21 protein-coding genes and 2 pseudogenes are annotated in these 24842 nt (G+C 53.6%); 12 read left to right on the forward strand and 11 right to left on the reverse strand.

The genetic code is table 11. From position 1 onward, the window contains the following. Positions 1-32: 32 nt before the first annotated feature. The 11 genes from NF347_RS04540 to ligA form a co-directional block, all read right to left on the reverse strand. Positions 33-1202 carry a DNA recombination protein RmuC gene (locus NF347_RS04540; protein WP_107681530.1) on the reverse strand — a complete coding sequence of 390 codons (1170 nt, stop codon included), beginning with the start codon at positions 1200-1202 and terminating at the stop codon, positions 33-35. Continuing rightward, on the reverse strand, positions 1199-1759 hold the full coding sequence (locus tag NF347_RS04545; RefSeq protein ID WP_107681529.1) for a flavin reductase family protein: 561 nt from the start codon (positions 1757-1759) through the stop codon (positions 1199-1201). Before NF347_RS04545 ends, NF347_RS04540 begins: the two co-directional genes overlap by 4 nt. A gap of 8 nt (positions 1760-1767) precedes the next feature. Next, the gene (gene pyrI, locus NF347_RS04550) at positions 1768-2232 is read right to left on the reverse strand and encodes an aspartate carbamoyltransferase regulatory subunit (RefSeq protein WP_107681528.1); all 465 of its coding nucleotides are present in this window, start codon (positions 2230-2232) and stop codon (positions 1768-1770) included. 30 nt (positions 2233-2262) lie between these two features. Next, positions 2263-3180 carry an aspartate carbamoyltransferase gene (gene pyrB / locus NF347_RS04555; RefSeq protein ID WP_107681527.1) on the reverse strand — a complete coding sequence of 306 codons (918 nt, stop codon included), beginning with the start codon at positions 3178-3180 and terminating at the stop codon, positions 2263-2265. A gap of 164 nt (positions 3181-3344) precedes the next feature. Continuing rightward, positions 3345-3992 (reverse strand): dethiobiotin synthase, encoded by a 648-nt coding sequence (bioD, locus tag NF347_RS04560; protein WP_406627053.1) that lies wholly within the window; start codon positions 3990-3992, stop codon positions 3345-3347. Positions 3993-4040: 48 nt separating this feature from the next. Beyond that, on the reverse strand, positions 4041-4904 hold the full coding sequence (gene lgt, locus NF347_RS04565) for a prolipoprotein diacylglyceryl transferase (protein WP_370527964.1): 864 nt from the start codon (positions 4902-4904) through the stop codon (positions 4041-4043). A 199-nt stretch (positions 4905-5103) separates the two neighbouring features. Beyond that, the gene (gene glyA, locus NF347_RS04570; RefSeq protein WP_107036738.1) at positions 5104-6384 is read right to left on the reverse strand and encodes a serine hydroxymethyltransferase; all 1281 of its coding nucleotides are present in this window, start codon (positions 6382-6384) and stop codon (positions 5104-5106) included. An 85-nt stretch (positions 6385-6469) separates the two neighbouring features. Beyond that, positions 6470-7060, reverse strand: coding sequence for a hypothetical protein (locus NF347_RS04575; RefSeq protein ID WP_107036737.1), 591 nt, complete (start codon positions 7058-7060; stop codon positions 6470-6472). Next, positions 7057-7551, reverse strand: coding sequence for an RNA polymerase sigma factor (locus NF347_RS04580; protein ID WP_107036736.1), 495 nt, complete (start codon positions 7549-7551; stop codon positions 7057-7059). Before NF347_RS04580 ends, NF347_RS04575 begins: the two co-directional genes overlap by 4 nt. Positions 7552-7657: 106 nt before the next feature. Next, the gene (locus tag NF347_RS04585; protein WP_107036735.1) at positions 7658-8257 is read right to left on the reverse strand and encodes a porin family protein; all 600 of its coding nucleotides are present in this window, start codon (positions 8255-8257) and stop codon (positions 7658-7660) included. 50 nt (positions 8258-8307) lie between these two features. Next, entirely contained in the window at positions 8308-10323 is a 2016-nt protein-coding gene (ligA, locus tag NF347_RS04590) for an NAD-dependent DNA ligase LigA (protein ID WP_107036734.1), read from the reverse strand. Positions 10324-10497: 174 nt separating this feature from the next. On the opposite strand from ligA, the gene NF347_RS04595 reads away from it, so the two are divergent. The 12 genes and pseudogenes from NF347_RS04595 to NF347_RS04650 form a co-directional block, all read left to right on the forward strand. Next, entirely contained in the window at positions 10498-11505 is a 1008-nt protein-coding gene (locus NF347_RS04595; protein WP_107681908.1) for a M28 family peptidase, read from the forward strand. A gap of 137 nt (positions 11506-11642) precedes the next feature. Continuing rightward, the gene (locus NF347_RS04600; RefSeq protein ID WP_107036732.1) at positions 11643-12422 is read left to right on the forward strand and encodes an outer membrane beta-barrel protein; all 780 of its coding nucleotides are present in this window, start codon (positions 11643-11645) and stop codon (positions 12420-12422) included. Positions 12423-12451: 29 nt separating this feature from the next. Beyond that, complete coding sequence (locus tag NF347_RS04605) at positions 12452-14158, forward strand: glutamine--tRNA ligase/YqeY domain fusion protein (protein ID WP_123542932.1); 1707 nt, start codon at positions 12452-12454, stop codon at positions 14156-14158. A 45-nt stretch (positions 14159-14203) separates the two neighbouring features. Next, a complete protein-coding gene (locus NF347_RS04610) occupies positions 14204-15646 on the forward strand; it encodes a tetratricopeptide repeat protein (protein WP_107036730.1) in 1443 nt (480 codons plus the stop codon). A gap of 115 nt (positions 15647-15761) precedes the next feature. Further along, entirely contained in the window at positions 15762-16451 is a 690-nt protein-coding gene (locus tag NF347_RS04615) for an MIP/aquaporin family protein (RefSeq protein WP_123550180.1), read from the forward strand. A gap of 215 nt (positions 16452-16666) precedes the next feature. After that, complete coding sequence (topA, locus tag NF347_RS04620) at positions 16667-19000, forward strand: type I DNA topoisomerase (protein ID WP_107036728.1); 2334 nt, start codon at positions 16667-16669, stop codon at positions 18998-19000. After that, on the forward strand, positions 18997-19977 hold the full coding sequence (locus tag NF347_RS04625; protein WP_237613058.1) for an RluA family pseudouridine synthase: 981 nt from the start codon (positions 18997-18999) through the stop codon (positions 19975-19977). The genes topA and NF347_RS04625 overlap by 4 nt, the downstream gene beginning before the upstream one ends. A 40-nt stretch (positions 19978-20017) precedes the next feature. Beyond that, complete coding sequence (locus tag NF347_RS04630; RefSeq protein WP_107036727.1) at positions 20018-21070, forward strand: glycoside hydrolase family 18 protein; 1053 nt, start codon at positions 20018-20020, stop codon at positions 21068-21070. A 361-nt stretch (positions 21071-21431) separates the two neighbouring features. Further along, on the forward strand, positions 21432-21938 hold the full coding sequence (locus NF347_RS04635) for a DUF4372 domain-containing protein (RefSeq protein WP_237613057.1): 507 nt from the start codon (positions 21432-21434) through the stop codon (positions 21936-21938). A 143-nt stretch (positions 21939-22081) separates the two neighbouring features. Beyond that, on the forward strand, positions 22082-23152 hold the full coding sequence (locus tag NF347_RS04640) for an IS110 family RNA-guided transposase (protein ID WP_055301324.1): 1071 nt from the start codon (positions 22082-22084) through the stop codon (positions 23150-23152). Between the two features lie 344 nt (positions 23153-23496). Then, positions 23497-24246 (forward strand): annotated as a pseudogene (locus NF347_RS04645) (IS4 family transposase); the annotation flags it as partial. Positions 24247-24345: 99 nt separating this feature from the next. Next, positions 24346-24489 (forward strand): annotated as a pseudogene (locus tag NF347_RS04650) (IS4 family transposase); the annotation flags it as partial. Positions 24490-24842 lie beyond the last annotated feature (353 nt).

The raw sequence follows: 24842 nt of genomic DNA on the forward strand, positions 1-24842 counted from the left end.
TCTATGTAGTGGGGCGGGGCGGATAACGTACGTCACTCCTTGCGAAGCTGCTTGCTCACCTTGGCACCCATCTCCTGAAGTTTCTCGGCTCTTGACATCAGCGATCCCTTGCCGCCGCTGAGTTTGTTGACGGCCGCATCATAGGCTCGTTGTGCAGCACCGAGCGATGCGCCGATCTTGTTGAGATCCTTTACAAAGTCGGAAAATTTGTCGTACATCCGCCCGGCGGCTTCGGCTATCTCTATGGTGTTGCGCGTCTGCTTGTCGCGCACCCATAGCTGCGATATCAGCCTTAACGCCGATATGAGATGTGTCGGCGACACTATCAGCACCCTCTTGTCATAGGCCCGTTGCCATAGATCGGCATCGTGTTGCATAGCGGCCAGATATGCCGCCTCGTTGGGTATGAACATCATGACGAAGTCGAGCGTTTCGTCGCCGGCAAGATTCTCGTAATGTTTTGCCCCGAGCATATCCACATGGCGTCGCACCGACTCCACGTGGCGGCGGGCTGCAAGTTTGCGCGCCTCGTCGTCGCGCGCCTCGGTCAGCTCGATAAAGGCTGTGAGCGAGGCTTTTGAATCGATAATTATACACCTTCGGTCGGGATAGTGCACCACTACGTCCGGACGAAGCCTTAGCCTCTCTCCCTCGTCGGTTCCGGTGTCGTGTGAAGCCTGTGTGGTGAACTCATGCCCTTCGCGGAGTCCTGATTTTTCAAGTATTGTCTGGAGCACTATCTCGCCCCATTGTCCCTGACGGCGGTTGTTGCCGCGCAGAGCCTGCGATAGTTCGCGAGCCTCGCGTCCGATGTTCTGGTTGGTTTCCACCAGAGTGCGTATAGCCTGTTGCAGCGAGAAACGCTCACGCGCCTCATCGGCATAACATTGTCCCACGGTGGCGCTGAATCGCTCTATGTCGGCTTTTAGCGGCGCGAGCACCTGTTGCAGCCGCTCCTCGTTGCGATGCCGCATGTCGCTGGCCTGAGCAGCCATTATATCCGATGCAATGTGTCTGAACCGTTCGGCATCCTCGTCGCGCCGACACCGTTCTTCCTCGGCGGCCGTGGCGGCCAGTCTTAGGCGTTCCTCAAGCCTGACGCGCTGTTGTTCCGACTCGTGCAGACGGCGCTGCGAGCGCACGTACATCGTGGCCGTGCCCACCAGCAGAGCCACCGTTACAAGCAAGGCTATCGCGGTCATTTCTTTTTGACAGTCCAGCCAAACCGGCCTATCTCCTCGCCTTGACGGTAGTAATGGCCATGTGAGTAGTTGATGAGTCCGGCCTGTCCGAGATCGAAAGCGCCGGTCGACGGATCAAGCAGACTGTCGTCGGCAAGCACGCCGAGCACCTCGGCTATCATCATGTCATGACTGCCGAGATGCATTATCTCCTTCACGCGGCATTCGATGCTTAAAGGCGACTCCACGATATACGGACACGACACATTGACGCCTTTCCCTTTTGTCAGTCCGGTCACCTCCCACTTGTCGATGTCGCGCCCCGACTTCACTCCGCAGAGATCAGTAGCGTGAGCCATGCTTTCAGTGGTGAGATTGATCGTGAACTCCATCGTCGATGCTATGATCGGGTAAGAGTGGCGCTCTGGTCTGACGGAGATATAGCACATGGCCGGGTTGGTGCAGATGGTGCCGGTCCATGCCACGGTGATGAGGTTGGAGCGTTCCATGTCGCCGCAGCTCACCAGCACCGCCGGCAACGGATATATCATCGTCCCGGGCTTCCAGATCTGTTTCATCGCCTGTCTCAGCAGAGTTGCACATCGGCGCTTCTCACTTCCTTGCAGCAGTAGTTGCAGCGGAGCGTGAGCGAATTCCTGTCGTGAGCCACCGTGAAGCGTGTGCGCATCGGCTCATTGTTGGTGATGCACTTTGGATTCCCGCAACGCACGATCCCTACGATCTCGTCGGGAAGCTCTACATGGTGTTTTTCCACGACCTCAAAGTCACGGATTATATTGATTACTGCTCCGGGGGCTATGATGGCGATGCGGTTGAGTGTCTCCTCGGGGAAAAACACGTCGGCGATCTTTATTATTCCCTTGCTGCCCATCAGTCGCGAATCAAGGTTATTGCCGATCGTGACATGGGTGTCTACGTTCTCTATGCCGAGAAGCTTCACAACCTTGAACAGTGCTGTACTCGGTATATGGTCTATCACTGTGCCGTTGCGCAGCGCCGCCACGGCAAGCTCTTTTTTTGCGGTATTCATTGACGTTTACTGATTAGAGAGGATAGGTGGTCAAGCGTTCTCGATGCCGAGCGCGCGGCATATTATAGCCTGGCGGGCATACAGTCCGTTGCGCGCCTGATCGAAGTAGTAGGCTTTCGGATTGTCGTCCACATCCTGATCGATCTCGGTGATGCGGGGGAGCGGATGCAGCACTCTGAGGTTGTCCTTGGCATCGGCAAGCATGGCGTTGCGCAGTGTATAGAGGTTTTTCACCTTTTCATATTCCATGATGTCGGTGAACCGCTCGCGCTGCACTCGTGTCATGTACAGTATGTCGGATGCATTTATCACTTCGGGCGAGAAGTCAGTGTGTTCGGTGTACTTTATGCCGTTGCGGTCACACAGATCCTTGTATTCGTCGGGCATTCTCAACTCCTCGCAAGCCACGAAATGAAACGTCGGATTGAAGTATCTCATAGCCTGGATGAGCGAATGCACCGTGCGTCCATACTTCAGATCGCCCACCATAGTGATGGTAAGATCCTCCAGTTTCCCCTGGGTCTTGTAGATCGAATAGAGGTCGAGCATTGTCTGCGACGGATGCTGGTTGGCGCCGTCGCCGGCATTTATCACCGGCACGTCGGTCACTTCGGTGGCATATCTTGCCGCGCCTTCGAGATAGTGGCGCATCACGATCAGATCCACGTAGTTGCTCACCATCTTTATGGTGTCCTTGAGGGTCTCTCCTTTAGCCGAGCTGCTTGTGCTCGCATCGGAGAAGCCTATGACACGTCCGCCGAGCCGGTTGACGGCCGTTTCAAAGCTCAGTCGTGTACGTGTGGATGGTTCGAAAAACAGTGTGGCCACAACCTTGCCTTCAAGCAGACGTCGGTTGGGATTCTCTTCGAAGTGGCGCGCCGACTCCAGAAGCTGGAGTATCTCGTCGCGGCTTATATCGTCGATTGAAACGAGGCTTTTGCTATTCATGGCTCGCGTGTGATTGAAAAAATGGTTTTCGCAAAGATAACAGATTCCCGCTCTCTCTGCAAGTGTTGAGTCTGATTTTTTTGCTTTATACTATGGCGCGGCGCTGCCATTCCGTGTCATCATTCCGTGTTTCGCTCGCGGCAGCCTCCCCGTCCGGTTTCGTGTCAGAGTGTGGGCACGAGCATGAACGGTGTGCCGGGGAAATGCCGTTCCACATACGCCCGCAGATAGGCCTGCGTGTCGGGAGCTATCACTGCATCCGTGTCGAAGTGAGTGTTGTAGAGTATCGAATGCAGCTTCATGCCACGTGATGCAATCGCCTCAAGCGACAGTATAGTGTGGTTGATCGATCCGAGCCGGCCATTGGTCACTAGTGCCACCGGCATATTTCTTTGAAGCGGATAGTCGATGGTGAGCATCTCGTCGGTCAGTGGCACCATCAGGCCGCCGGCTCCCTCCACCAATACGGTGTCGTAGCATTCCGACAACCGTCGCAAGGCGCTGTCGATAGCCTCGAAATCTATGCTGCGTCCGTCGATGCGTGCCGCGAGATGAGGCGATGCCGGATAGCTGAATATCTGTGGTGCGGTAGTCAGATCGTCATCTTCAGGAAGGGGAGTGCCTGTCAGACGTCGGTGTATCTCTATATCCTCGGAGCGTCCGTCGCATCCGGTCTGGATAAACTTCATGGTGGCCACCCGTCTGCCCTGTGCGGCCATTTGACAGGCAAGCCACCCTGTGGCATAACTTTTGCCGGCGTCAGTGTCTATGCCCGATATGAAAATGGTTTCTTTATGATCGTTCATTGTCATGATTGCTGTTAGCCCGAATCAGTCGGGTCTCGGTTGGTGTAATGTGGCTTATCTCCTGCGCTTGCCGTCGGACGGTTCGTCGGCATAGCGGTCGGGAAACGCGATCTCTACTTTCGGACGACACAATGACCATATTACCAGCACTATGCCGGCTATTACAAACGGAATGCTCAGCAACTGTCCCATGTTGAGCGCCATATCGGCTTCAAAAGCAGTCTGGTCGTTCTTGATGAATTCGATGATAAACCGGGGAAGAAATATCCCGATGAGAAACACTCCGAACAGCAGACCCGGACGCTGCTCGGCATTCTTGCGCCAATACATCCACATAAGAAGCGCAAACAGTATGAAATAGCAGAGCGCCTCATAGAGCTGCGTCGGATGGCAGGCCTGGCCATAGTACATTTCGTGCCACTGGCGCGACCGCAGGAACATGAAGCCCCAGGGCAGGGTGGTGGCAGTGCCGAATATTTCCGAATTGATCAGGTTGCCGATGCGTATCAGGCCGGCCACCAGAGCCACCGGTATCACCAGGCGGTCGAATGTCCATATCGGACTACGGCGGGTGGTAAACAGCGAATATAGCAATACTGCAATGATTATCGCTATCGTGCCGCCGTGGCTTGCGAGGCCTCCCTCCCATATCTTGAATATTTCAAGAGGATGCTGGCTGTAATATGACCACTCGTAGAAAAACACATGGCCGAGGCGTGCACCGATCATCGTCGCGCATACTACCCATATCAGCAGTATGCCTACCCAGCGCTCTGGGGCGCCTTCGTGGCGGTATATTCTGCCTAGAATGCTTGTCCCGGCAAGAAATCCGATGGCGAACATCAGTCCGTACCACCGGATGTTGACCGGACTGCTGATTATGTCGGGGCTGACGTTCCACACCACGAAATCCAGTATTCCCATATCAGTAAAATATATGCTGTTTGATTATATTGTTTGCGCTCTCTTTTTTGCCGTTCAATATGTTGTATTGGCTTTGGCTGGAAACAGGCGGAGCGGAGAGTCGGAGCTGCATGCAATCGCAACGAGCGGCAACACGATGGGTGTTGCCGCCATAAGTTGCAGTATAGTTGATCCTGATGTCATCGGTTGTCGGTCAATACGCGAAGATCGGATATTTTTCCATCATCGCATTGACACGGTTTCTGACTGCTGCGATCACTTCTTGGTTTTCAGGATCGGAGAGCACAGTGTCGATCAGTTCCACAATGGTATCCATCTGATCCTCTTTGACGCCGCGTGTGGTTATGGCCGGTGTGCCGAATCGTATGCCCGAGGTCTGGAACGGTGAGCGGCTGTCAAACGGAACCATGTTCTTGTTGGCCGTGATGTCGGCGTCGACCAGTGCGCGCTCCGCGACTTTGCCGGTGAGGTCGGGGAATTTTGTGCGGAGATCCACCAGCACACAGTGGTTGTCTGTGCCGCCTGATACGATCTTGTAACCGCGCCGTGTGAGGGCTTCGGCCATGGCGCGTGCGTTGGTGAGCACCTGTTGCTGGTAGGCTTTGAACTCCGGTTTCAGAGCTTCGCCGAAGGCCACAGCCTTGGCGGCTATGACATGTTCGAGCGGGCCGCCTTGTGTGCCTGGGAACACAGCCATATCAAGCAGCGACGACATCATGCGCACCTGTCCTTTGGGAGTGGTCTTGCCCCAGGGATTGGGGAAATCCTTGCCAAGCAGTATCATGCCGCCACGCGGTCCGCGGAGTGTCTTGTGGGTGGTGGTGGTGACGATATGGGCGTGGCGCAGCGGATTGTCGAGAAGTCCGGCTGCAATAAGGCCTGCAGGGTGGGCCATGTCGACCATCAGCAGGGCGCCGATCTCGTCGGCCAGACGGCGCATGCGGGCATAATCCCATTCGCGGCTGTAGGCGCTTGCGCCGCCGATGATCAGGGCCGGACGTTCGCGGCGCGCCACCTCTTCCATCTGGTCATAGTCCACCAGACCGGTTTCGGCGCTGACATTATATTCAAGGGCCTGAAACATCAGGCCTGAAAAGTTGACGGGAGATCCGTGCGACAGATGGCCGCCGTGAGAGAGATTCAGACCCAGAAATTTGTCGCCGGGTTTGAGGCATGCCATGAATACGGCCATGTTGGCCTGGGCGCCTGAATGGGGCTGAACATTGACATATTCGGCTCCGAAAAGTTCTTTGGCACGGTCGATGGCTATCTGCTCCACTTCGTCGACCACGCCGCATCCTCCATAATAGCGGTGGCCGGGATAGCCTTCGGCATATTTATTGGTCAGGCACGAACCCATTGCCTGCATCACCTCGTCGCTGACGAAGTTCTCCGATGCGATGAGTTCGATACCCTTTGCCTGGCGCTGATGTTCGCGCTCGATGAGGTCAAAAATCACTGAGTCTTTTTCCATTGTCGGTTGGATTGATGTGTATTTATCGGCAAAGTTACAAAAATATTTTAAGAGATCGTCTAAATTATGTTCAGAACCTGGGCGTTCAGCTGTCGAGATCGGCTCGAAGTGCAGCCAGGGATCTCTTGATGCCTTGCTTCACGTTGATCCCGATGGCTATGCCGATGATCAGTCCTATGCCACCGCCGGCCAGTGCCGGCAGATGATCCAGGCCGATGCTGTGGAATAGCCATGCCAGTAGCGGAAGTCCGGTCAAAGCTCCCAGTATCGTGTGGCGCTTGAGTCCGATCTCCACCGAAGCTACCGCTTTCAGCGAGCCGATCACGTTGCTGTGGGAACAGTCTACGCGGTCGAGCATCGAGCGTAGCCGTGATATGCTTGTGGCCATGATGATGAAGAATATAGACATGGCTATGCTCAGCCACAGGTTGCCGTGGGCTGTTGGGTAGGTGGAGGCCGGCACGACCAGCGCACAGATGTAGCTTATCCACATTTGTCGTGAGAATATGCGACGGAGGCGCTGCAGGCTCGAATCGACATGGCGTCGCCGCAGGGCTGAGATGGTCTTCTCTACACTGCCTTCCAGCGAGTCAATGCGCAGGTTGGCATTTTTCCATGCTCTGCGCAGGTCAGTAGTGTTGTCGGGCATATCTTGCGGATGGATTGATTCGTTCATTCTGTCTGTTTTCTGAGTCGTTGTTTAATACGGTGAAGACGCGAGGCCACATTTGCCCGCGTCATGCCGACGATGTCGGCGATCTGGTCGTAGGAGCAATCCTCAAGCCACAGCAGCACTATGGCTTTGTCCACCTTGCCGAGAGAGCCGATAAGCCGGTACATCTCGCGTAGCTGTTCGGTATGAGATCCGTCATCGGCTTCGATCTCTATGGCCTGGTCGACATCTACGTTGATCCCGCGCGGACGGTGTTTGCGGTAGAAGCTGACACATGAGTTCAGCGCCACGCGGTAGATCCATGTCGACTCGGCAGCTTCGCCACGGAAAGAATTAAGACCGGTCCACATGTTGATCATTACCTCCTGACACAGATCCTTGAAATGTTCAGTATCTGTGGCATAGAGATAACACACCTTGTAGATCAGCTGCCTGTGGCGGGCCAGCAGATCCATGAATCGGTCGGTGCTGTCGGTCGGTGTGATAGCATTCATATCATCTGTTTGACGCGTCAGATTCGAAAAAATTGCATTGACCCTAAAAAAATGACGCCGCTCCCGATCGGGAACGGCGTCAAAAGTGGGTCTATAAGGTTGTGTGTCAGAACAGATATGCCGCTGTTACAGTCCAGTAACGATTTTTTGCGTCTATGTTCTGCGCGCCGTTGGTCAGACCTACGCTCTCAAACGCCTTGGTCATGCCTATGCCGTAGCTTGCGCTTACCTGGATATGCTTTATCAGCTCTACACCGAAGCCGAAGTTCCACGCCACGTCGGTCTTCTTGTTTTTGAATTCGCGAAAGCTCTCCTTGCTGGTCAGGAACGAGAACGACGGGCCGGTGGTGAGAAACGGTTTTACTATCGACGCCACTACCGGAACGTTGATCTTCCATTTCAGATTGAGGGGAATTTCGATATATTCGCGCTTGTCGATGGGCTGACCTTTGATCTCGGCCGAGCGACGGACATACATGGCGGATATGTCGGCGCCGACTCCGATCACGGGCACTGTGAATTCAGCCATAAGACCTGCATTGAAGCCTGCACGGTTTGATGCGTCGAAGGTGCTTTCGTTCAGGTGGAGGCTGTTGACGTTGAGTCCTACTTTCGCGCCGAAGCGAAACTGAGCCTGGCTTGCCACCGGGGAGATGGCCGCGATGGCCATCACGGCCATGATTGCGATGTTTTTGATCTTTTTCATACTGTTTGGTTTATAATTATATGATATGCTGTTGATTCTGATGTTTGTCGTCACTCTTGCCCTATCATGCGGAGGAATGTGTCTTCGTCGATTATAGGCACTCCGAGTTTGGCCGCCTTCTCCAGTTTGGCGGGACCCATATTGTCGCCGGCCAGTACGAAGTCGGTCTTTTTTGATATGGATCCGGTGTTCTTGCCTCCGTTGAGTTCGATCAGCTCCTTGTACTGGTCGCGCGAGTGCCGGGTGAATACTCCGCTTATGACGAACGTTTTGCCGTTAAGCAGATCGGTCTGTGTCCCGGCTGTGTCTTCAGATGCCGACATGGTCACTCCGGCCTGACGCAGCCGCTCTACGATCGAACGGTTGACCGGCTCGGCAAAGAATTCCACTATGCTGTCGGCGATGCGCGGCCCTACATTCTCGATCGAGGCGAGCTCTCCGGCCGGCATGCTCATCAGCCGGTCGATGTCCCTGACCGAGCGGGCGATTTTCTTGGCGATGGTTTCGCCTACGTAAGGTATCGAAAGGGCGTAGATCACCCTCTCGAACGGTACTTTGCGCGATTCGTCGATGCTGTGCAGTATGTTTAGAGCCGATTTGTGACCGAGGCGTTCGAGAGTGGTGAGCTGCTCGTAGGTGAGGGAATAGAGGTCGGCTATGTCCTTGACCAGACCCGACGCGAACAGATCGGCCGAAATTTCCTCGCCTATGCCGTCGATATTCATCATGCGTCGTCCGACGAAGTGTTCCAGACGGCCTATTATCTGGGGGCTGCAGCCATATTTGTTTGGACAAACCCATGCCGCCTCTCCTTCAAGCCGTGTCAGCGGCGATCCGCACGAGGGGCATCGGTCGACAAATTCAACCGGAGTGGCGTCGGGACGACGGCTGTCGGTGTCGACACCTGTGATCTTGGGGATTATCTCGCCCCCTTTCTCCACATAGAGCATATCGTCCTGATGTATGTCGAGCGATTGTATTATGTCGGCGTTGTGGAGCGATGCACGTTTCACGATGGTGCCCGACAGCAACACCGGCTCAAGATTGGCTACCGGAGTGATGACGCCGGTGCGTCCCACCTCGAACGATACGAAGCGCAGCCGCGTGAGGGCTCTCTCCGCCTGAAATTTGTAGGCGATGGCCCAGCGAGGCGATTTGGCGGTGGTGCCGAGGTTGAGCTGCTGGCGCAGCGAGTCGACTTTGAACACGAGGCCGTCGGTGGCTACCGGCAGCTCTTTCCGCGCCTTGTCCCAATGGTTGATGTATGCATCCACCGCCTCCAGACTGTTGAGCCGTGTCATCGCGTCCGACACCTTGAACCCCCACGATCGTGCCTGCTGCATGTTTTCGTAGTGGGTGTCGCATGGCAGATTGTCGCCTATAAGATAGTAGAAGTAGGCGTCGAGGCCGCGTCGGGCCACTTCGGCCGGGTTGAGCAGCTTCAGCGTGCCGGCAGCAGCATTGCGCGGATTGGCGAAGAGGGGCTCTTCCTGAAACTCACGTTCGGAGTTCAGCCGGTCGAATGCTTTCCATGGCAGCACGATCTCACCGCGGATTTCAAAGCTCTCGGGCCACCCTTCGCCTTGAAGGTGCAGAGGTATGGAGCGGATGGTGCGCACGTTGTCGGTCACCACGTCGCCCTTTTCACCGTCGCCACGGGTGACAGCCCTTACGAGCCGACCGTGTTCGTAGATCAGCGATATCGATGTGCCGTCAAATTTCATCTCTCCCACGATGGTCACCGGCTGGCCGTTGAGACTGTCGCGCAGGCGTCCCAGAAATTCGTCGACCTCGCCGACCGAATAGGTGTTGCCCAGCGACAGCATCGGGTGTATGTGAGGCGCCTGAACGAACCCCTTCGACAGATCGCTGCCCACACGGTGGGTGGGGGAGTCGGGGTCGTCCCATTCAGGATGTTCTTTCTCAAGCTCCTCAAGGCGCTTCATCAATATGTCAAAGTCGTGATCGGAAACAGTAGGGGCGTTGTCCACATAATAGCTGTGGTTGTGCCGCTCTATTTCCCGGCGCAGACGTGTGATTTCATCGTGTATTTTTTCTGTGTCCATCGGTGGATGTTGTATTTGAGGGTGCAAAGATAACTATTTAACAAAGTTTAATCAAATTATCCGACAAAAAAATCGAATCATAGTCATAATTCCGTAACAAAGACGTAACTTTGTCGACAAATCCAATATACTGACCGTCGTATCGCTGCGGCGATACAGAAATCATATACCGGAATGAACGCGATTGTATCTAACATAGTGCTTGTCGTCGCCATGATCCTGACAGGATGTGGCGCGTCTGACGGCCGTCGTAATGAAACAAAAGTGCAGCAGGCGTCGCAGACGACACAGCTTAAGATGAAATTTCGAGCTGACAGCGCATACGAGAATATACGCCGTCAGGTGGAGATGGGACCGCGTGTGCCCGGTACTGATGCTCACCGGCGTTGCGCCGAGTTTCTTGTCAGCGAACTCGCGCGTCACGGATGTGATACAATCCTTGTGCAGAATGCAATAGTCAGCGCCTTCAACGGCGATGAACTCCCCATAAGCAATATCATGGGACGGTTCAATCCGGGCAATAACCGCCGCATACTGTTGGTGGCGCACTACGATAGCCGTCCGTGGTCCGACAACGAAGACCGCGAGTCGGATCGTCATGTGCCGGTCGACGGCGCCAACGACGGCGCCAGCGGTGTGGGAGTGTTGCTTGAAGTGGCGAGAGTGCTTGGCGTGGAGCGTCCCGACGTGGGTGTCGATCTGCTTCTTGTCGACGCGGAGGATTACGGTGATTCGAGCGGTTTCAGCAACAAGGAGGATACATGGTGTCTGGGCACACAGTATTGGATCCAGCGCATGCCTTACAACGCCGACAACCGTCCGGTCTACGGCATAGTACTCGATATGGTGGGTGGCACCAACGCGCGTTTCCACCGCGAATACTATTCCAATCAGGCAGCTCCCGCAGTGGTCAACAAAGTGTGGGGCATCGCAGCTCGCGAAGGCTTGTCGAAGACGTTTATCGACGATGTCGGCGGATCGATAATCGACGACCATGTGTTCATCAACCGTGCCGGCATACCGTGTATTGACATCATTGAGTGCAACAATGCCATAACTCATTCATTCCCGCCGACATGGCATACCCGTTCCGATAATATGTCGTCGATCGACCAGCGGTCGCTTCAGGCTGTAGGCAAGGTCGTGATGGCAGTGATCGACAGCGAGTCCTCTTCGCGCTGACCGCAGGTCGGGATCTGCGGCAGGCTGGTGTCGCAAGGCGATCCATGTTTCTGAAAACATTTTTTTTCTCGGTGCTATCGGGTAATACGGATGGCATTTGCGATAGATATGTCAGATAAAATGCGTAATTTTGGGGCATGTTTGACAAGTGCGTAAAAATACGTAAGGCGACAGTTGCTGTCGTTTTGGCTCTGATGGCTGCGGTTTCGTGTCCGGAGCGTGCATGCGCGCAGCAGTTTGTTTCGTTTGAACCGGCACGCCAGTTTCTCGAAGTCGACGTGCATCTGCTCGGCGGCGGAAGCGGCGTCATACAGAACTATGCGTCATGTTTTCCTGAAATCCGCGAAATCAACAACTCGATGGGGGGCAGTTATGGATTAGGTGCCGGAGCTGTATTCGGGCTGAACACGTTTTTCGGACTCGGCACGGAATTAAACATACTCCTCAACCACAGCCGCACTGATATGGGAGTCAGCAATGATGATGCCACCAGTGTGAGCAACGTTTTTCTTCGCAACCGTTACTGCTACGCCAACATACCGGTGTTCATGTCGTTCAGATTCCATGTGCTGGGTCCGATCAGATGGAATGTCGATGCGGGGCTATTTTATCAGTACGGGCTTTCGGGATCTCAAAATCAGACCATTTTCAACTCCGTCATCAACGATCTCGGACAGCTCGTCCCGCGTGTGGTGAAGAGCAAACCGGATTATTTCAACAGCAAGGACACTTTTATCCATTCATACCGACGCAGTGACATCGGACTGCATTTCTCCACAGCCCTCCAGTTTGGCCGTCATTTCGCCATAGGGGCGCGTCTGCAGTTCGGATTCAAGAATGTAGCCCGCACCGACGGCATCGTATGCCCGCGCATTCACAACTATGACTTTCATGCCCTGGCGGCATATAAATTCTGAAACAACAACTTATCATCATCATTATCATTATGACTGAAGAAAAAGACATACAGCCGGCAGCTGAAACACGTGGCCTGAACTTCGTGGAACAGATCGTGGCCGACGATCTCCGCGAGGGTAAGAACGGCGGACGCCTCAACACACGTTTCCCGCCCGAGCCCAACGGCTACCTCCATATAGGCCATGCCAAGGCAATATGCATGGACTTCGGAGTCGCAGAGCGTTTCGGTGGCACTTGTAACCTCCGTTTTGACGACACCAATCCTGTAAAGGAGGATGTGGAATATGTCGACGCCATACGAGAGGATATCCACTGGCTCGGATTTGACTGGGGCGACCGCGAGTATTACGCCAGCGACTATTTCCCTCAGTTGTTTGATCTCGCATGCCGTATGATTAAGGAAGGTAAAGCCTATGTCGACGACCAGACCTCGGAAGAGATAGCCCGGCAGAAGGGAACGCCCACAGAGCCGGGGCAGGAGAGCCCCTACCGCAGCCGTACACCTGAAGAGAATCTTGATCTGTTCATGCGCATGAATGCCGGTGAGTTCGACGAAGGAGCGCGTGTGCTGCGTGCCAAGATTGACATGGCATCGCCCAACATGCATTTCCGCGATCCGATCATGTACAGAATCATCAAGACTCCCCACCACCGCACCGGCGACAAATGGAAAGTCTATCCGATGTATGATTTCGCCCATGGTCAGAGCGACTATTTCGAAGGTGTTACCCACTCGATATGCACTCTGGAATTTGTGGTTCACCGCCCGCTTTATGAGTATTTCGTAAAGGAACTGGCCGATGAGTCGTACTGCCCGCGTCAGATCGAATTCAACCGCCTCAACCTGACCTACACTGTCATGTCGAAGCGCAAACTTCTGCAGCTTGTGCAGGAAGGCCTCGTCGACGGATGGGACGATCCGCGTATGCCGACAATATCCGGAATGCGCCGCCGCGGTTATACACCACGATCCATACGCAACTTTATCGACAAGATAGGCTACACCAAGTATGAGGCGCTCAACAGTGTGTCATTGCTCGAACATGCCGTGCGCGACGATCTCAACGCCATAGCCACACGCGGAATGGCCGTGATCAACCCCGTGAAGCTCATAGTCACAAACTATCCCGACGATCAGGTGGAGATGCTTTCGATGGACAACAATCCCGAGCAGCCCGATGCCGGCACACACACCATGCCGTTCAGCCGTGAGCTTTATATCGAGCGCGACGACTTCATGGAGAATCCTCCCAAGAAATTCTTCCGTCTGGCGCCTGACCAGGAAGTGCGCCTAAAAGGCGGCTACATAGTCAAGTGCACCGGCGTCAAAAAAGCCGACGACGGCACTATCGAGGAGATCTACTGCACGTATGATCCCGATACACGCAGCGGACTGCCCGGAAGCATGCGCAAGGTCAAGGGCACTCTCCACTGGGTGTCGGCTCGCCATGCCGTCGATGCTACCGTGAAGCTCTACGACCGTCTTTTCAGCGTGGAGAATCCTGCGGCCGAAACCGACCGCGATTTCCGCGAGCTGCTCAATCCCGATTCGCTTGTCACGGTAGAGGGAGTGAAGGTGGAGCCTTTCCTCGCCGAGAACGCCCGTCAGGGAGAGCATTTCCAGTTCCAGCGCATAGGCTACTTTACGCCCGACCGCTCGTCGACCCCCGACAATCTGGTGTTTAACCGCACCATTGCCCTCAAGGACAGCTGGGAGAAGGAGCAGAAAAAGTGAGCCGTCGCCATATCAACCCATTACTAAAACATCTTCTTCAGCCAGGTGAGCAGACTTGACGATCCACACAGCAGCTACAATGACGAACTGAAACGGCTTTACGACCGCTTTAAGGAAGAATCCGTGCAGCCCGACGCTTATTTCGATGAGGATGATCTGATCGAGATATTCGACTATGCCTCGGACATGGCCGACGACGCGACGCGTATCGACGTGTTGCTGGTCGGGGCGCGGCTCTACCCGTCGAGCGAGCCGCTGATGCAGCGTAAGGCGTGTCTGGTGTTTGATACATCGGGCGATGAATCGGCCCGCAGGGCTGTCGCGCCGGTAGCCGGCTCGGTCATCGGACGTCTGCTGGCGTTGCGTATCGACAAGCCGTCGCGTCAGCAGGCCCGCGAACGGCTCGAAAGCATCATAGATGGCGGATCAGATTTCGAGGACGAATGGATCATACAGCTTGTGCAGACCGCTTCGGAAATCGGGGAGTTCGCCTGGCTTGTAGAGTCGAAAGAACGCATTATGCGTCTGACCGACTACCCGCAGACATTTCTTTACGAGATGGTCGAGGTAGCCAAGGTCAACTACGATTATGGGGTGGCCATGACATGCGCCGAACAGCTGACCGATCTGGAGCCGTTCAACTGTGAATTCTGGGAAAATCTCGCAGAGATACAGATCGCGGCATCGAAGTTTGACGACAGCATCAATTCGGCCGATTACGCGCTGGCCATAAACCCCGAGTCGGTCAGAGCCATGATGCTCAAGGCTCAGGCACTCTACGAAATGTGCCGTCCATGTGAAGAGGTTGTGTCATGGCTCGACAAAGCTATAGAGGTGGAACCCGACGATCCGGCTCCGGCTCACTACAAGGCTCTGACACTCTATGCGGCCGGATTCGTGCCGATGGCTGTCGATGCTCTTGAAGCGTATCGTCGCCGACATCCCGATGATCTGCCGACAGTGGAGTATCTCAACACCATCACCGACGGTGCCATACCGGTCGACGTGATGATGGCGGCGATGGAAAAAGCCGCTGAGGGAAACGACGACTGGAATGCCAAAGCCGAAGAGCTGATACGCGCCGGACGTCATGGTGCGGCGGTCAATATGCTGGTGTCAAGCTTCAGACTGCATCAGATTCCGCCGGTTTCGGCTCTGTTTATCGAACTGTACGTATGCCGGCGATATAAGGAGCTTCAGGATTATATGGATATATCCGCCATAGCCGGATGGAATCTGCGTCTGCCCGAGCAGCTTGCCTACACGCTGTCGCTGCTCCGTACCGGTGCCGAGTCGCAGAAGGTGCTCGACTCGATCGCACGCACGGAATCGCTTCTTGACATCGGCAGCGACGATGATCGCTCCCTTAACGCTTCGCCGCTCGAAACAGCCGGCTACCGCGCGGTCACCGCGCAGATAAGACGCTCCCTGCTTTCAGGCGAGCAGGTGGATATCGACGCCATAGACCCTTTCCCGGTAATGAAGTGAAATCTATGAATCCATGCTTTCCCTGTCGTCGTGCGACATTTTTAACGCCGCTTCGCTGCAACAAAAGGCGAGCGGCGTTTGTTTTTTCTTAAAATCAATTCAAATTCATGAATCTATGAAAAAATATATGGCCGAGGGATTCGGCACAATGTTCCTCGTATTGATGGCCTGCGGCAGTGCCGTGCTCGCAGGTCCGAAAATCGGAGTGCTCGGCATAGGGCTCTGCTTCGGATTGGTGCTGATATGTCTGTGTTACTGTATCGGCAACATATCCGGATGCCACGTCAATCCGGCCGTTTCGTTCGCCATGTTTCTTTCAGGCAAACTGTCGGGGCGCGATCTGTGCGGCTACGTGGTGGCTCAGCTCATCGGTGCGGCTGTTGGAGCCGGTTTTCTGTACTGGTTCGTCAATATGGACATGGGATTCGATTTTGGCGGAGTGACCGGCAGCAATATTCTTGCCTCCAACGTGCTTCAGCCAGGTGCCACTTCAGGGATGGCTCTGCTGATGGAGATACTGTTCACGTTCTTCTTTGTCCTCACCATACTTGGCGCCACTGATGAGCGTCATGGCTTCGGCCGCTTTGCCGGCATAGCCATAGGCATAGCACTCGGTCTGGTCAATATAGTCGGTATTCCGGTCGACAACTGCTCGGTCAATCCTGCCAGAAGCTTCGGCCCGGCTCTGTTCTCGCCTGATGCATGGGGTGATTTCTGGATCATGGTAGTCGGTCCGCTTGCAGGTGCCGTGATAGCCGTTCTGGCGTGGAACGCCATATCGGCCAGCCGCAAAGCCATAGAATGAGGCCGACGGTACAGCTGAGCGGCAAATATGCAAAGGCCATGTGTCAAAAAAAACGAATTTTGGCACATGGCCTTTGCAATATGCGACATAATGCGATCTAATGTGGCCTTTATGGCGCATAATTTCAACGCTTTCTAAAAAAATGAGGCGAAATTGATTTCTTTTTCCTAATTTTGCCGGATGATTTAACGAATGAAGTGATACAGCTCTCAAATATGGTCAAAAATCTCGTCATAGTGGAGTCGCCCGCCAAGGCGAAAACCATCGGAATATTTCTCGGTCCCGACTATACGGTGATGTCAAGCTACGGTCATATACGCGACCTCGCCCCCAACAATCTGGGTGTCGACACCGCCAACGGATTTCAGCCCGAATACGTGATACCCGACGACAAGCGTCAGCTTGTGCGCGACCTGCGCAAGGCTGCCTCGCAGGCGTCGATGGTATGGCTCGCATCTGATGAGGACCGCGAGGGAGAAGCCATTTCGTGGCATCTGTATGAGGTGTTGGGACTGAAGCCCGACAAAACACGGCGCATAGTGTTCCACGAGATCACCAAGGACGCGATACTTCACGCCATACAGCATCCGCGTGAGATAGACCTGAATCTGGTCGACGCCCAGCAGGCGCGCCGCGTGCTCGACCGTATAGTCGGTTTCGAGTTGTCTCCTGTGCTCTGGCGCAAGATCAGGCCGGCACTGTCGGCCGGGCGTGTGCAATCGGTGGCCGTTAGGCTTATAGTGGAACGCGAAGAGGAGATCAAGGCATTCCGCCCTGAGCCATATTTCCGTGTCACCGGACGTTTCGCCACTTCGGGAGGCACGCTCGACGGCGAATATTCACGACGCCTAACCGATGAGGCTCAGGCCACGCGTCTGCTTGACGAGTGCGCCAAAGCTTCGTTCGCTATATCCGACATTAATGTCAAGCCGTTGCGCAAGAGCCCGGCTCCGCCATTTACTACCTCCACTCTCCAGCAGGAAGCATCGCGCAAGCTCGGCTTCTCCGTGAGCAAGACAATGATGGTGGCGCAGCATCTTTATGAAGCCGGACATATCACATATATGCGTACCGACTCTCTCAATCTCTCTACGCTCGCTCTTAATTCCATAGCGAAGGTCGTAGGCAGCACAATGGGCGAGAACTACCTCAAACGCCGCACCTATCACACGTCATCCAAAGGAGCGCAGGAAGCACACGAGGCTATACGTCCTACCTATGTCGACCGGCAGACCATACCGGGCAACTCCGACGAACAAAGGCTGTATGCGCTGATATGGAAGCGTACAGTGGCCTCGCAGATGGCCGACGCCGAGCTCGAGAAAACCACGGTAGAGATAGAGGCTCCGGGTGTCGACGGACACTTCACGGCATCTGGCGAAGTGATAAAGTTCGACGGATTCCTACGGCTTTATATCGAAGGTACTGACGACGACAACGATATGGCCGCTCCCGGATCAGCATTGCTTCCGCCTGTGGCAAAAGGCGAATCTCTGACCCCCTCGCTGGTAGAAGCCACGCAGCGGTTCACGCAGGCGCCTCCGCGCTACACCGAAGCATCGCTCGTGAAGAAGATGGAGGAGCTTGGCATAGGACGCCCGTCGACCTACGCTCCGACCATTTCCACCATACAGCAGCGCGAATATGTCGAGAAAGGGGAACGTCCCGGCGAACCGCGCCGCTTTTTGGTGCTCGACATGGCAGGCGGCAAGATCAGCCGCACGGAAAAGACCGAAAACACCGGCTCTGACCGTGGCAAGCTTATTCCGACCGATACCGGAACTATAGTCAACGAATTCCTTACCCGCTATTTCCCCAACGTGCTTGACTACAACTTCACGGCCAAGGTGGAGGAGCGGTTCGACAAGATAGCCGAAGGCGATGCCGAATGGAGCCGGGAGATCGGCGACTTCTACGACGTGTTTCATCCGGAGGTAAAGCAGGCTTCCGACATGAGGCTTGAACATCGTGTGGGCGAGCGCCTGCTTGGACAGGATCCGGCTTCGGGACGCAATGTCTACGTTAAAATCGGACGTTTCGGCCCTGTGGTGCAGATAGGCGAGAGCACGGATGAGGAGAAACCGCAGTTTGCTTCGCTCCGGCGTGACCAGTCGGTGCTCGACATAACTCTGCCTGAGGCTCTGAAGCTGTTTGAACTTCCGCGCACACTCGGTACGTTCGAAGACGCGGAGGTGAGTGTGGGACTCGGACGCTTCGGCCCTTATGTCAAGCATGCCGGAAAATTTGTGAGCATTCCGCGCGACATGGCTCCGCTCGACGTCACTCTCGACCAGGCCATAGCGCTTATAGAGGATAAGCGTCAGGCCGAAACAAAGAAGACCGTAAAGGAGTTTGCAGAGGATCCCGACGTGAAGATACTCAACGGACGATATGGTGTCTACATCCATGCCGCAGGCAACAATTACAAGATACCGAAGACGGTCACCGAGCCGGAAAGGCTGACCATAGAGGAAGTGCGCGAGATCATCGCAAAGCAGGACGCCGCGCCTAAACGCACTTCGCGGCGCACATCAACCCGACGCAAATGAACAGACCACGAAATACAAAACCAGGGGCGGAGCGGACGGCGTTCATGCCCGACCGCATCGAGACTTACCGTGTCGGTGAAGAGTGCCGGCTGCTTGATTTTCTTTTCGCTTCTATGCCTCAGCGCAAGCGCACTAACGTCAAGGAACTCCTCAAACACCGTCAGGTGGCTGTCGGCGCACTACCAGTCACACAGTTTGACCACCCGCTTGCTCCCGGCGATGAGGTGAGGGTCAATCTCACCCGCGAATTCCGCGTGTTCTACCACCGGCGCATCAAGCTCGTCTATGAGGACGATGACATAATCGTGATAAACAAGGGCTACGGGCTGCTCTCGATGGGCAACGACAAGGTGCGTGAGGGCACTGCCTATTCGATCCTTCGCGAGTATGTGAAGTGGGGCAATCCGCGCAACAAGATATTCATAGTGCATCGTCTTGACCGCGACACATCCGGTCTGATGGTGTTCGCAAAAAACGAAAAGGCCAAGGAAACCCTGCAGCACAACTGGAACAATATGGTGCTTGAGCGCCGCTATCTGGCTGTGACGGAGGGGACACCCGAACCTGCCACGGGTACATACCGGAGCTATCTCGCCGAAAATTCGGCTTACGAGGTGTATTCAACCGACAAACCGGATGAGGGGAAGCTTGCCGTCACACGCTATACGACGCTTAAGTCATCCAATCCCTATGCGATGCTTCAGGTGGAGCTTGACACCGGCCGTAAAAACCAGATAAGGGTCCACATGGCCGATATGCACTGTCCGATAAGCGGCGACCGTCGCTACGGAGGTCACAGCAATGTCATCCACCGTCTGGCTCTGCATGCCCAGACATTGCGCTTCGTCCATCCCGTGACACGTCGCGAGATGTCGTTCTCCACCCCTGTACCGTCATCGTTCGAGCGTCTGCTGTCGTGCCACAAGCCGTTGCCCAAGGATGAGGCTCCCGCCGACAAATATGACGATTTCGACTGATTTTCCAATTGACCATAAATCTCACTAACAATACATTAATATGAAAAAACTACAGAAAGCTGCCGTAGTGACGGCAGCGGTCATGTCGGTGGCGGCAGTGTTCAGCGGCTGCAACCACACTTCGTCGGCCACTCAGGACAATGCGGCCGATTCGACATCGCAGATCGTGGTGGCCTACGTCACAGGCTGGAGCAGCTGCGCTCCCGATCCGAGCCTCATGACGCATATCAACTATGCCTTCGGCAAGGTAGCGCCTACGTTTGACTCGGTGACCGTGCAGAATCCCGCCCGTCTTGATTCGGTGGTGGCTCTGCGCCGTGTGAATCCCGATCTGAAGATAATGCTCTCTATCGGTGGCTGGGGTGCCGGAAATTTCAGCGAGATGGCAGCCGATTCGGCACTGCGCGCCAAATTTGCCGACGATTGTCTGGCCAAGGTGGAGCGCTATGGGCTTGACGGCATCGACATAGACTGGGAGTATCCCACAAGCAGCTCCGCAGGCATATCGTCGTCGCCCGAAGACACGGAGAATTACACTCTGCTCATGCGTCAGCTCCGTGAGACCCTCGGTTCCGACCGTCTGCTGACTCTCGCTACCATCTGGAGCGCCAAGTATATCGATTTCGAGGCTATACTGCCATACGTCGACTTCGTCAACATCATGTCGTATGACATGTCGCCGGCATCGAGCGGACGTCCGCATGCTCCTCTCTATGCAAGCGAGGCCTCGGGCAACCACTCTGCCGACTCTGCCTACCGTGCACATCTCGCTGCGGGAATTCCTGCCGAAAAGCTTGTGCTCGGTCTGCCGTTCTACGGACGCGGCGTGGATCCCTATCCCGATTATATGGACTACAAGGATCTCAAAGTGCTTCCCGGCACTGTGGAGATATACGACTCCATCGCTGAAACCCCGTATATGGCCGACTCGATAAGCGGACGCATACTCATGGGCTTCGAAAACCAGCGTTCGATGGCGGCAAAACTCCACTACATCAAGCAGCAGGGTATGCTTGGAGCGATGTACTGGGAGTATTGCGCAGACAATGGCGATCTGGCACAGCAGGTGGCCGACAGCATCCTTCACAAGTGAAGGCCGACCGGAGTAGATAATCCCTGATAAAATATTTTGCGGATGCCGCGCCCCTGAAGGGCTACGGCATCCGCATTGTTTGTATCCCTTCCAAGGCAACAAGGTAAAACCGCAACTGATTTATGTTTAACCAGTTGCGGCTTTACTATTGCTTTTTGCACAACATTTGCACAACAGAAACCGAAAGTCTCTTTCAAAATTCATCGTCATTCATCTGTCGGAGTTTTTTTCAAATAGCAAAAAAAGTTTTTTTCAATTTATTGCTGTCCGATAAAACGGCAAAACAAAATTAGGACTGGCACCTATTGCAGGAGTCAGTCCTTTTAGTTTAGTTTGTGTTGACCAAAACATATTCTAAACTATGCCCAAAAGTAGTCATTTTAGCGGACAGCCGCTCTATGGTCAGGTAATAAAATTGCTTGACAAGTCGAAAATTCTTCAGTTTAGCCGCGAATACGGAGGAGAGAGATATACCAAACGGTTTAACTGCTGGATTCATCTGGTGGTAATGCCCTATGCCGTGATAATGCGATTCGACTCATTGTGTGAGATAACAGCCAGTCTGCTTGCGGAGACGCGTAAACTGTCTCATATAGGTATTACTTTCAAAATCGGGCGCAGCACACCCGCGGATGCCAACAAGAGGCGCCCCGAAGCTATATTTGAGGCTGTATACCGCGATTTATATGCCACTTACCGCCACGTTCTTTCCTCGGACAGCCACAGCCGCAAGACTCCCAAATGGATGAAACGGCTGCAGATTATCGACTCCACGACTATTACTCTGTTCTCCGACCTGCTGTTCAAGGGAGTCGGACGCCATCCAAAGACCGGAAAAAAGAAAGTCACTATGTTTGCATCAGATTAGCTGACGGGGCGCTCAACGGGGGCTGTCTGCCCCCTTGCCGCTAAGGCTTCCCCCGAGAGGAGTGAGGAGAAAAGATAGACGTAAGGGCAATTGCATGTAAATTTGTAAAAGCAAAATACATTAACAGCAAAACCGATACGTCTATGGTACAAAGTAACAAAAAAGATTTCAGCGGACAAAATATCTCTATTGGTATTGACGTCCATCTGAGAACATGGAGTGTCACGGTGCTCACCCCCTCTGGTTTTATGCGCACTCATACTCAAAAGGCTTCGGCCAAAGAGCTCTTTGAACATTTGAACAAGCATTATCCTAACGGTAGCTACCATGCAGCCTACGAGACGGGGTTTTCGGGCTTCTCGACCTATTATGCCCTGACTGAGCTTGGTATAAAATGCACCGTGGTACATGCTGCTGACGTTCCGACCACCCAGAAGGAAAAGGTCTCGAAGTCAGACCCGGTGGATTCAAAAAAGCTGGCCAAAGCCCTTATGCGCGGCGAGCTCGGCAGTGTGTACATTCACTCGAAGGACAGCCTCGACGACCGTGCGCTGGTACGCCACCGCGCCACTATTGTGAAGCTTTCCGGCGGCATAAAATCCAGAATCAAGCATCTGCTGTACAACAACGGCGTGGAGTACCCCGAAGAATATTTCCGAAGCAACCGCCACTGGACAAGAAGTTTCATAACGTGGTTGCAGAATGACGTGCGGTTGCTCTCCGACACCCGGGTCTCGCTTGACCTGCTCATTGCCGAGGTACTCCATTACAGGGAACGCCTCCTTGATGTGAACCGCAGATTGCGCTCGCTGGCGCGCAGCGACAGGTATGCCGAGAAATACGGCATCCTGATGTCGGTTCCCGGCATTGGTTCGACAATTGCCATGAGCCTGCTTACCGAGATTGATGACATCGGTCGCTTCAGTAACCAGCGCCAGTTCGCATCGTTCCTCGGACTCGTGCCGATGATGTCATCAAGCGGCGACAAGGAATACGTCGGTGAGAAGACTTTCCGGGGAAACAAATTCCTCGGTCCAAAAATAGTCGAGGCCTCATGGATAGCCATACGGCACGACGCGGAACTCTCCGCAAAGTTCGGCGCATTGTGCACCCGCGGAATGAAGTCGCAGGAAGCCATAATCCGGATAGCCCGCAAGCTCTCCAACATAATATTTTCCGTACTGAAATCAAACCGCAGATATGAATGCCGTTAGATAATGCGACACACAAAAGTCTTATAGGCAAATACAGTAAGACGGCTACTCTCGCCTCCTTGATGAGCCTTGGCTGCATCTAAAAGAAAGGTTGTGGCGTCTTTCCTATTATGCTGAATAAGTAAACTGTCAGCCCGATGGGGCGTGACTGATAGAAGTTTGCCTGATAGGACTTTTTTTACTACAAGGCATTTCGGGCTCTAACCGATTGCCGGTTATTTGATTGGGGCAGAGGCCTCGATCATGACTCTTTTGTGCCTACACAATCGGCACAGAAACATAAGCAATTGATTTTTAACGTTAATCTTTTCTAAATCTCAACGAGAATTTTGGAATACAACATAGAAGGCGGAATCAAGGTTCATACCGTCATACATGCCAACGAAGGTGTGCCGTCGGATATAAAGTTCACATCAGCGGCTACAAACGACTCATTCATGCTCAAGCCAACAACATTGAGTAAAGGCGACATAATGGCAATGGATCGCGCATACATCGACTATGAGAAGTTCCAACAACTGACGGAGCGTGGCGTAACATACGTCACCAAGATGAAGAAGAGCCTGAAATACAGCATATTGTCGGACACCATGTATCAGACTCCTGACGGACTGATGGAGGTCAGGATACAGCAAGTGGAGTTTGTAAAGCAGGTTAAAGGCGGAGAGGCCATTCGACATAAATCACGCATAATCACTTATGTGGATGTCAAAAAGCGCAGACTGATATCGCTGCTGACCAACGATATGGAGTCCGACCCGGAGGAAATCATCGCGATATACCGACAGAGATGGGAAATTGAGCTGCTGTTCAAGCAGATGAAACAAAACTTTCCACTCAAATACTTCTATGGCGAGAGCGCCAATGCCATCAAGATCCAGATCTGGATCACACTAATCGCCAATCTACTGCTGATGGTGATGCAGAAGGGGCTGAAACGCCAGTGGAGCTTCTCCGGGCTGGCAACAATGGTCAGAATTACCCTGATGTACTACGTTGACTTCAACAGCCTGTTTAACAACCCGGAAAAAGAGTGGGAAATCATCCTTTCCGAGGCCTCCGGAGCACCTCCCGAACCGTCATTGTTTGACTGAGGGGGCTTGTAAAATAAAAAAGAAGACTCGAACACCGTAAAATCAGCGTTCGAGCCATACTTTATTGCGCTATTTGAGTTTTATCGGACAGCAATAATAAATATTAAACCGATAAGGATTCTGAAGCATGGAAGAAAGGCAAAGTCGCTTGTTAAGTATGGTTTGGAGGAGATTTCAACAATACTTCTGCGTCCGACTTATACCCCAAAATTCGATGTTTTCAAATTTTTGTCATGTACTTAAGCTAAATGCATAGATAAGGATTTTATACAAAGAATCATGATTGTGACATGGAGATGAAGATTATCCCGAATCTCTTAAATTCGAAATAATCCACACACCATGGATGAACTTTGATTACTTTTTTGGATATTTTGTCAGTCTAATACCTGCATTCTGGAGTTGATTGTAGACCTCGTTGATCATACTGGATGCTCCACTGCTCATTTTTAGACCTTGATCATTCTTGTATTTTTCATATACTTTCTTCATTATTTCTTTTTGATATGGAAATAATGAAACATCAGATGTTAATTTAGGACATGAGATCTTTCAATGATTCGGTAAAAATTACCGAAGTAGTTGAAACTTAAGTT

Origin of the sequence: Paramuribaculum intestinale (assembly GCF_030759015.1) — a bacterium.
GTDB classification, from domain to species: domain Bacteria; phylum Bacteroidota; class Bacteroidia; order Bacteroidales; family Muribaculaceae; genus Paramuribaculum; species Paramuribaculum intestinale.

Bases quoted from the DNA above. Each gene is read 5' to 3' on its own strand.
- NF347_RS04540 (WP_107681530.1), bottom strand. From the start codon at position 1,202: ATGACCGCGATAGCCTTGCTTGTAACGGTGGCTCTGCTGGTGGGCACG.
- NF347_RS04545 (WP_107681529.1), bottom strand. From the start codon at position 1,759: ATGAAACAGATCTGGAAGCCCGGGACGATGATATATCCGTTGCCGGCG.
- pyrI (WP_107681528.1), bottom strand. From the start codon at position 2,232: ATGAATACCGCAAAAAAAGAGCTTGCCGTGGCGGCGCTGCGCAACGGC.
- pyrB (WP_107681527.1), bottom strand. From the start codon at position 3,180: ATGAATAGCAAAAGCCTCGTTTCAATCGACGATATAAGCCGCGACGAG.
- bioD (WP_406627053.1), bottom strand. From the start codon at position 3,992: ATGACAATGAACGATCATAAAGAAACCATTTTCATATCGGGCATAGAC.
- glyA (WP_107036738.1), bottom strand. From the start codon at position 6,384: ATGGAAAAAGACTCAGTGATTTTTGACCTCATCGAGCGCGAACATCAG.
- NF347_RS04575 (WP_107036737.1), bottom strand. From the start codon at position 7,060: ATGAACGAATCAATCCATCCGCAAGATATGCCCGACAACACTACTGAC.
- NF347_RS04580 (WP_107036736.1), bottom strand. From the start codon at position 7,551: ATGAATGCTATCACACCGACCGACAGCACCGACCGATTCATGGATCTG.
- NF347_RS04585 (WP_107036735.1), bottom strand. From the start codon at position 8,257: ATGAAAAAGATCAAAAACATCGCAATCATGGCCGTGATGGCCATCGCG.
- ligA (WP_107036734.1), bottom strand. From the start codon at position 10,323: ATGGACACAGAAAAAATACACGATGAAATCACACGTCTGCGCCGGGAA.
- NF347_RS04595 (WP_107681908.1), top strand. From the start codon at position 10,498: ATGAACGCGATTGTATCTAACATAGTGCTTGTCGTCGCCATGATCCTG.
- NF347_RS04600 (WP_107036732.1), top strand. From the start codon at position 11,643: ATGTTTGACAAGTGCGTAAAAATACGTAAGGCGACAGTTGCTGTCGTT.
- NF347_RS04605 (WP_123542932.1), top strand. From the start codon at position 12,452: ATGACTGAAGAAAAAGACATACAGCCGGCAGCTGAAACACGTGGCCTG.
- NF347_RS04615 (WP_123550180.1), top strand. From the start codon at position 15,762: ATGAAAAAATATATGGCCGAGGGATTCGGCACAATGTTCCTCGTATTG.
- topA (WP_107036728.1), top strand. From the start codon at position 16,667: ATGGTCAAAAATCTCGTCATAGTGGAGTCGCCCGCCAAGGCGAAAACC.
- NF347_RS04625 (WP_237613058.1), top strand. From the start codon at position 18,997: ATGAACAGACCACGAAATACAAAACCAGGGGCGGAGCGGACGGCGTTC.
- NF347_RS04630 (WP_107036727.1), top strand. From the start codon at position 20,018: ATGAAAAAACTACAGAAAGCTGCCGTAGTGACGGCAGCGGTCATGTCG.
- NF347_RS04635 (WP_237613057.1), top strand. From the start codon at position 21,432: ATGCCCAAAAGTAGTCATTTTAGCGGACAGCCGCTCTATGGTCAGGTA.
- NF347_RS04640 (WP_055301324.1), top strand. From the start codon at position 22,082: ATGGTACAAAGTAACAAAAAAGATTTCAGCGGACAAAATATCTCTATT.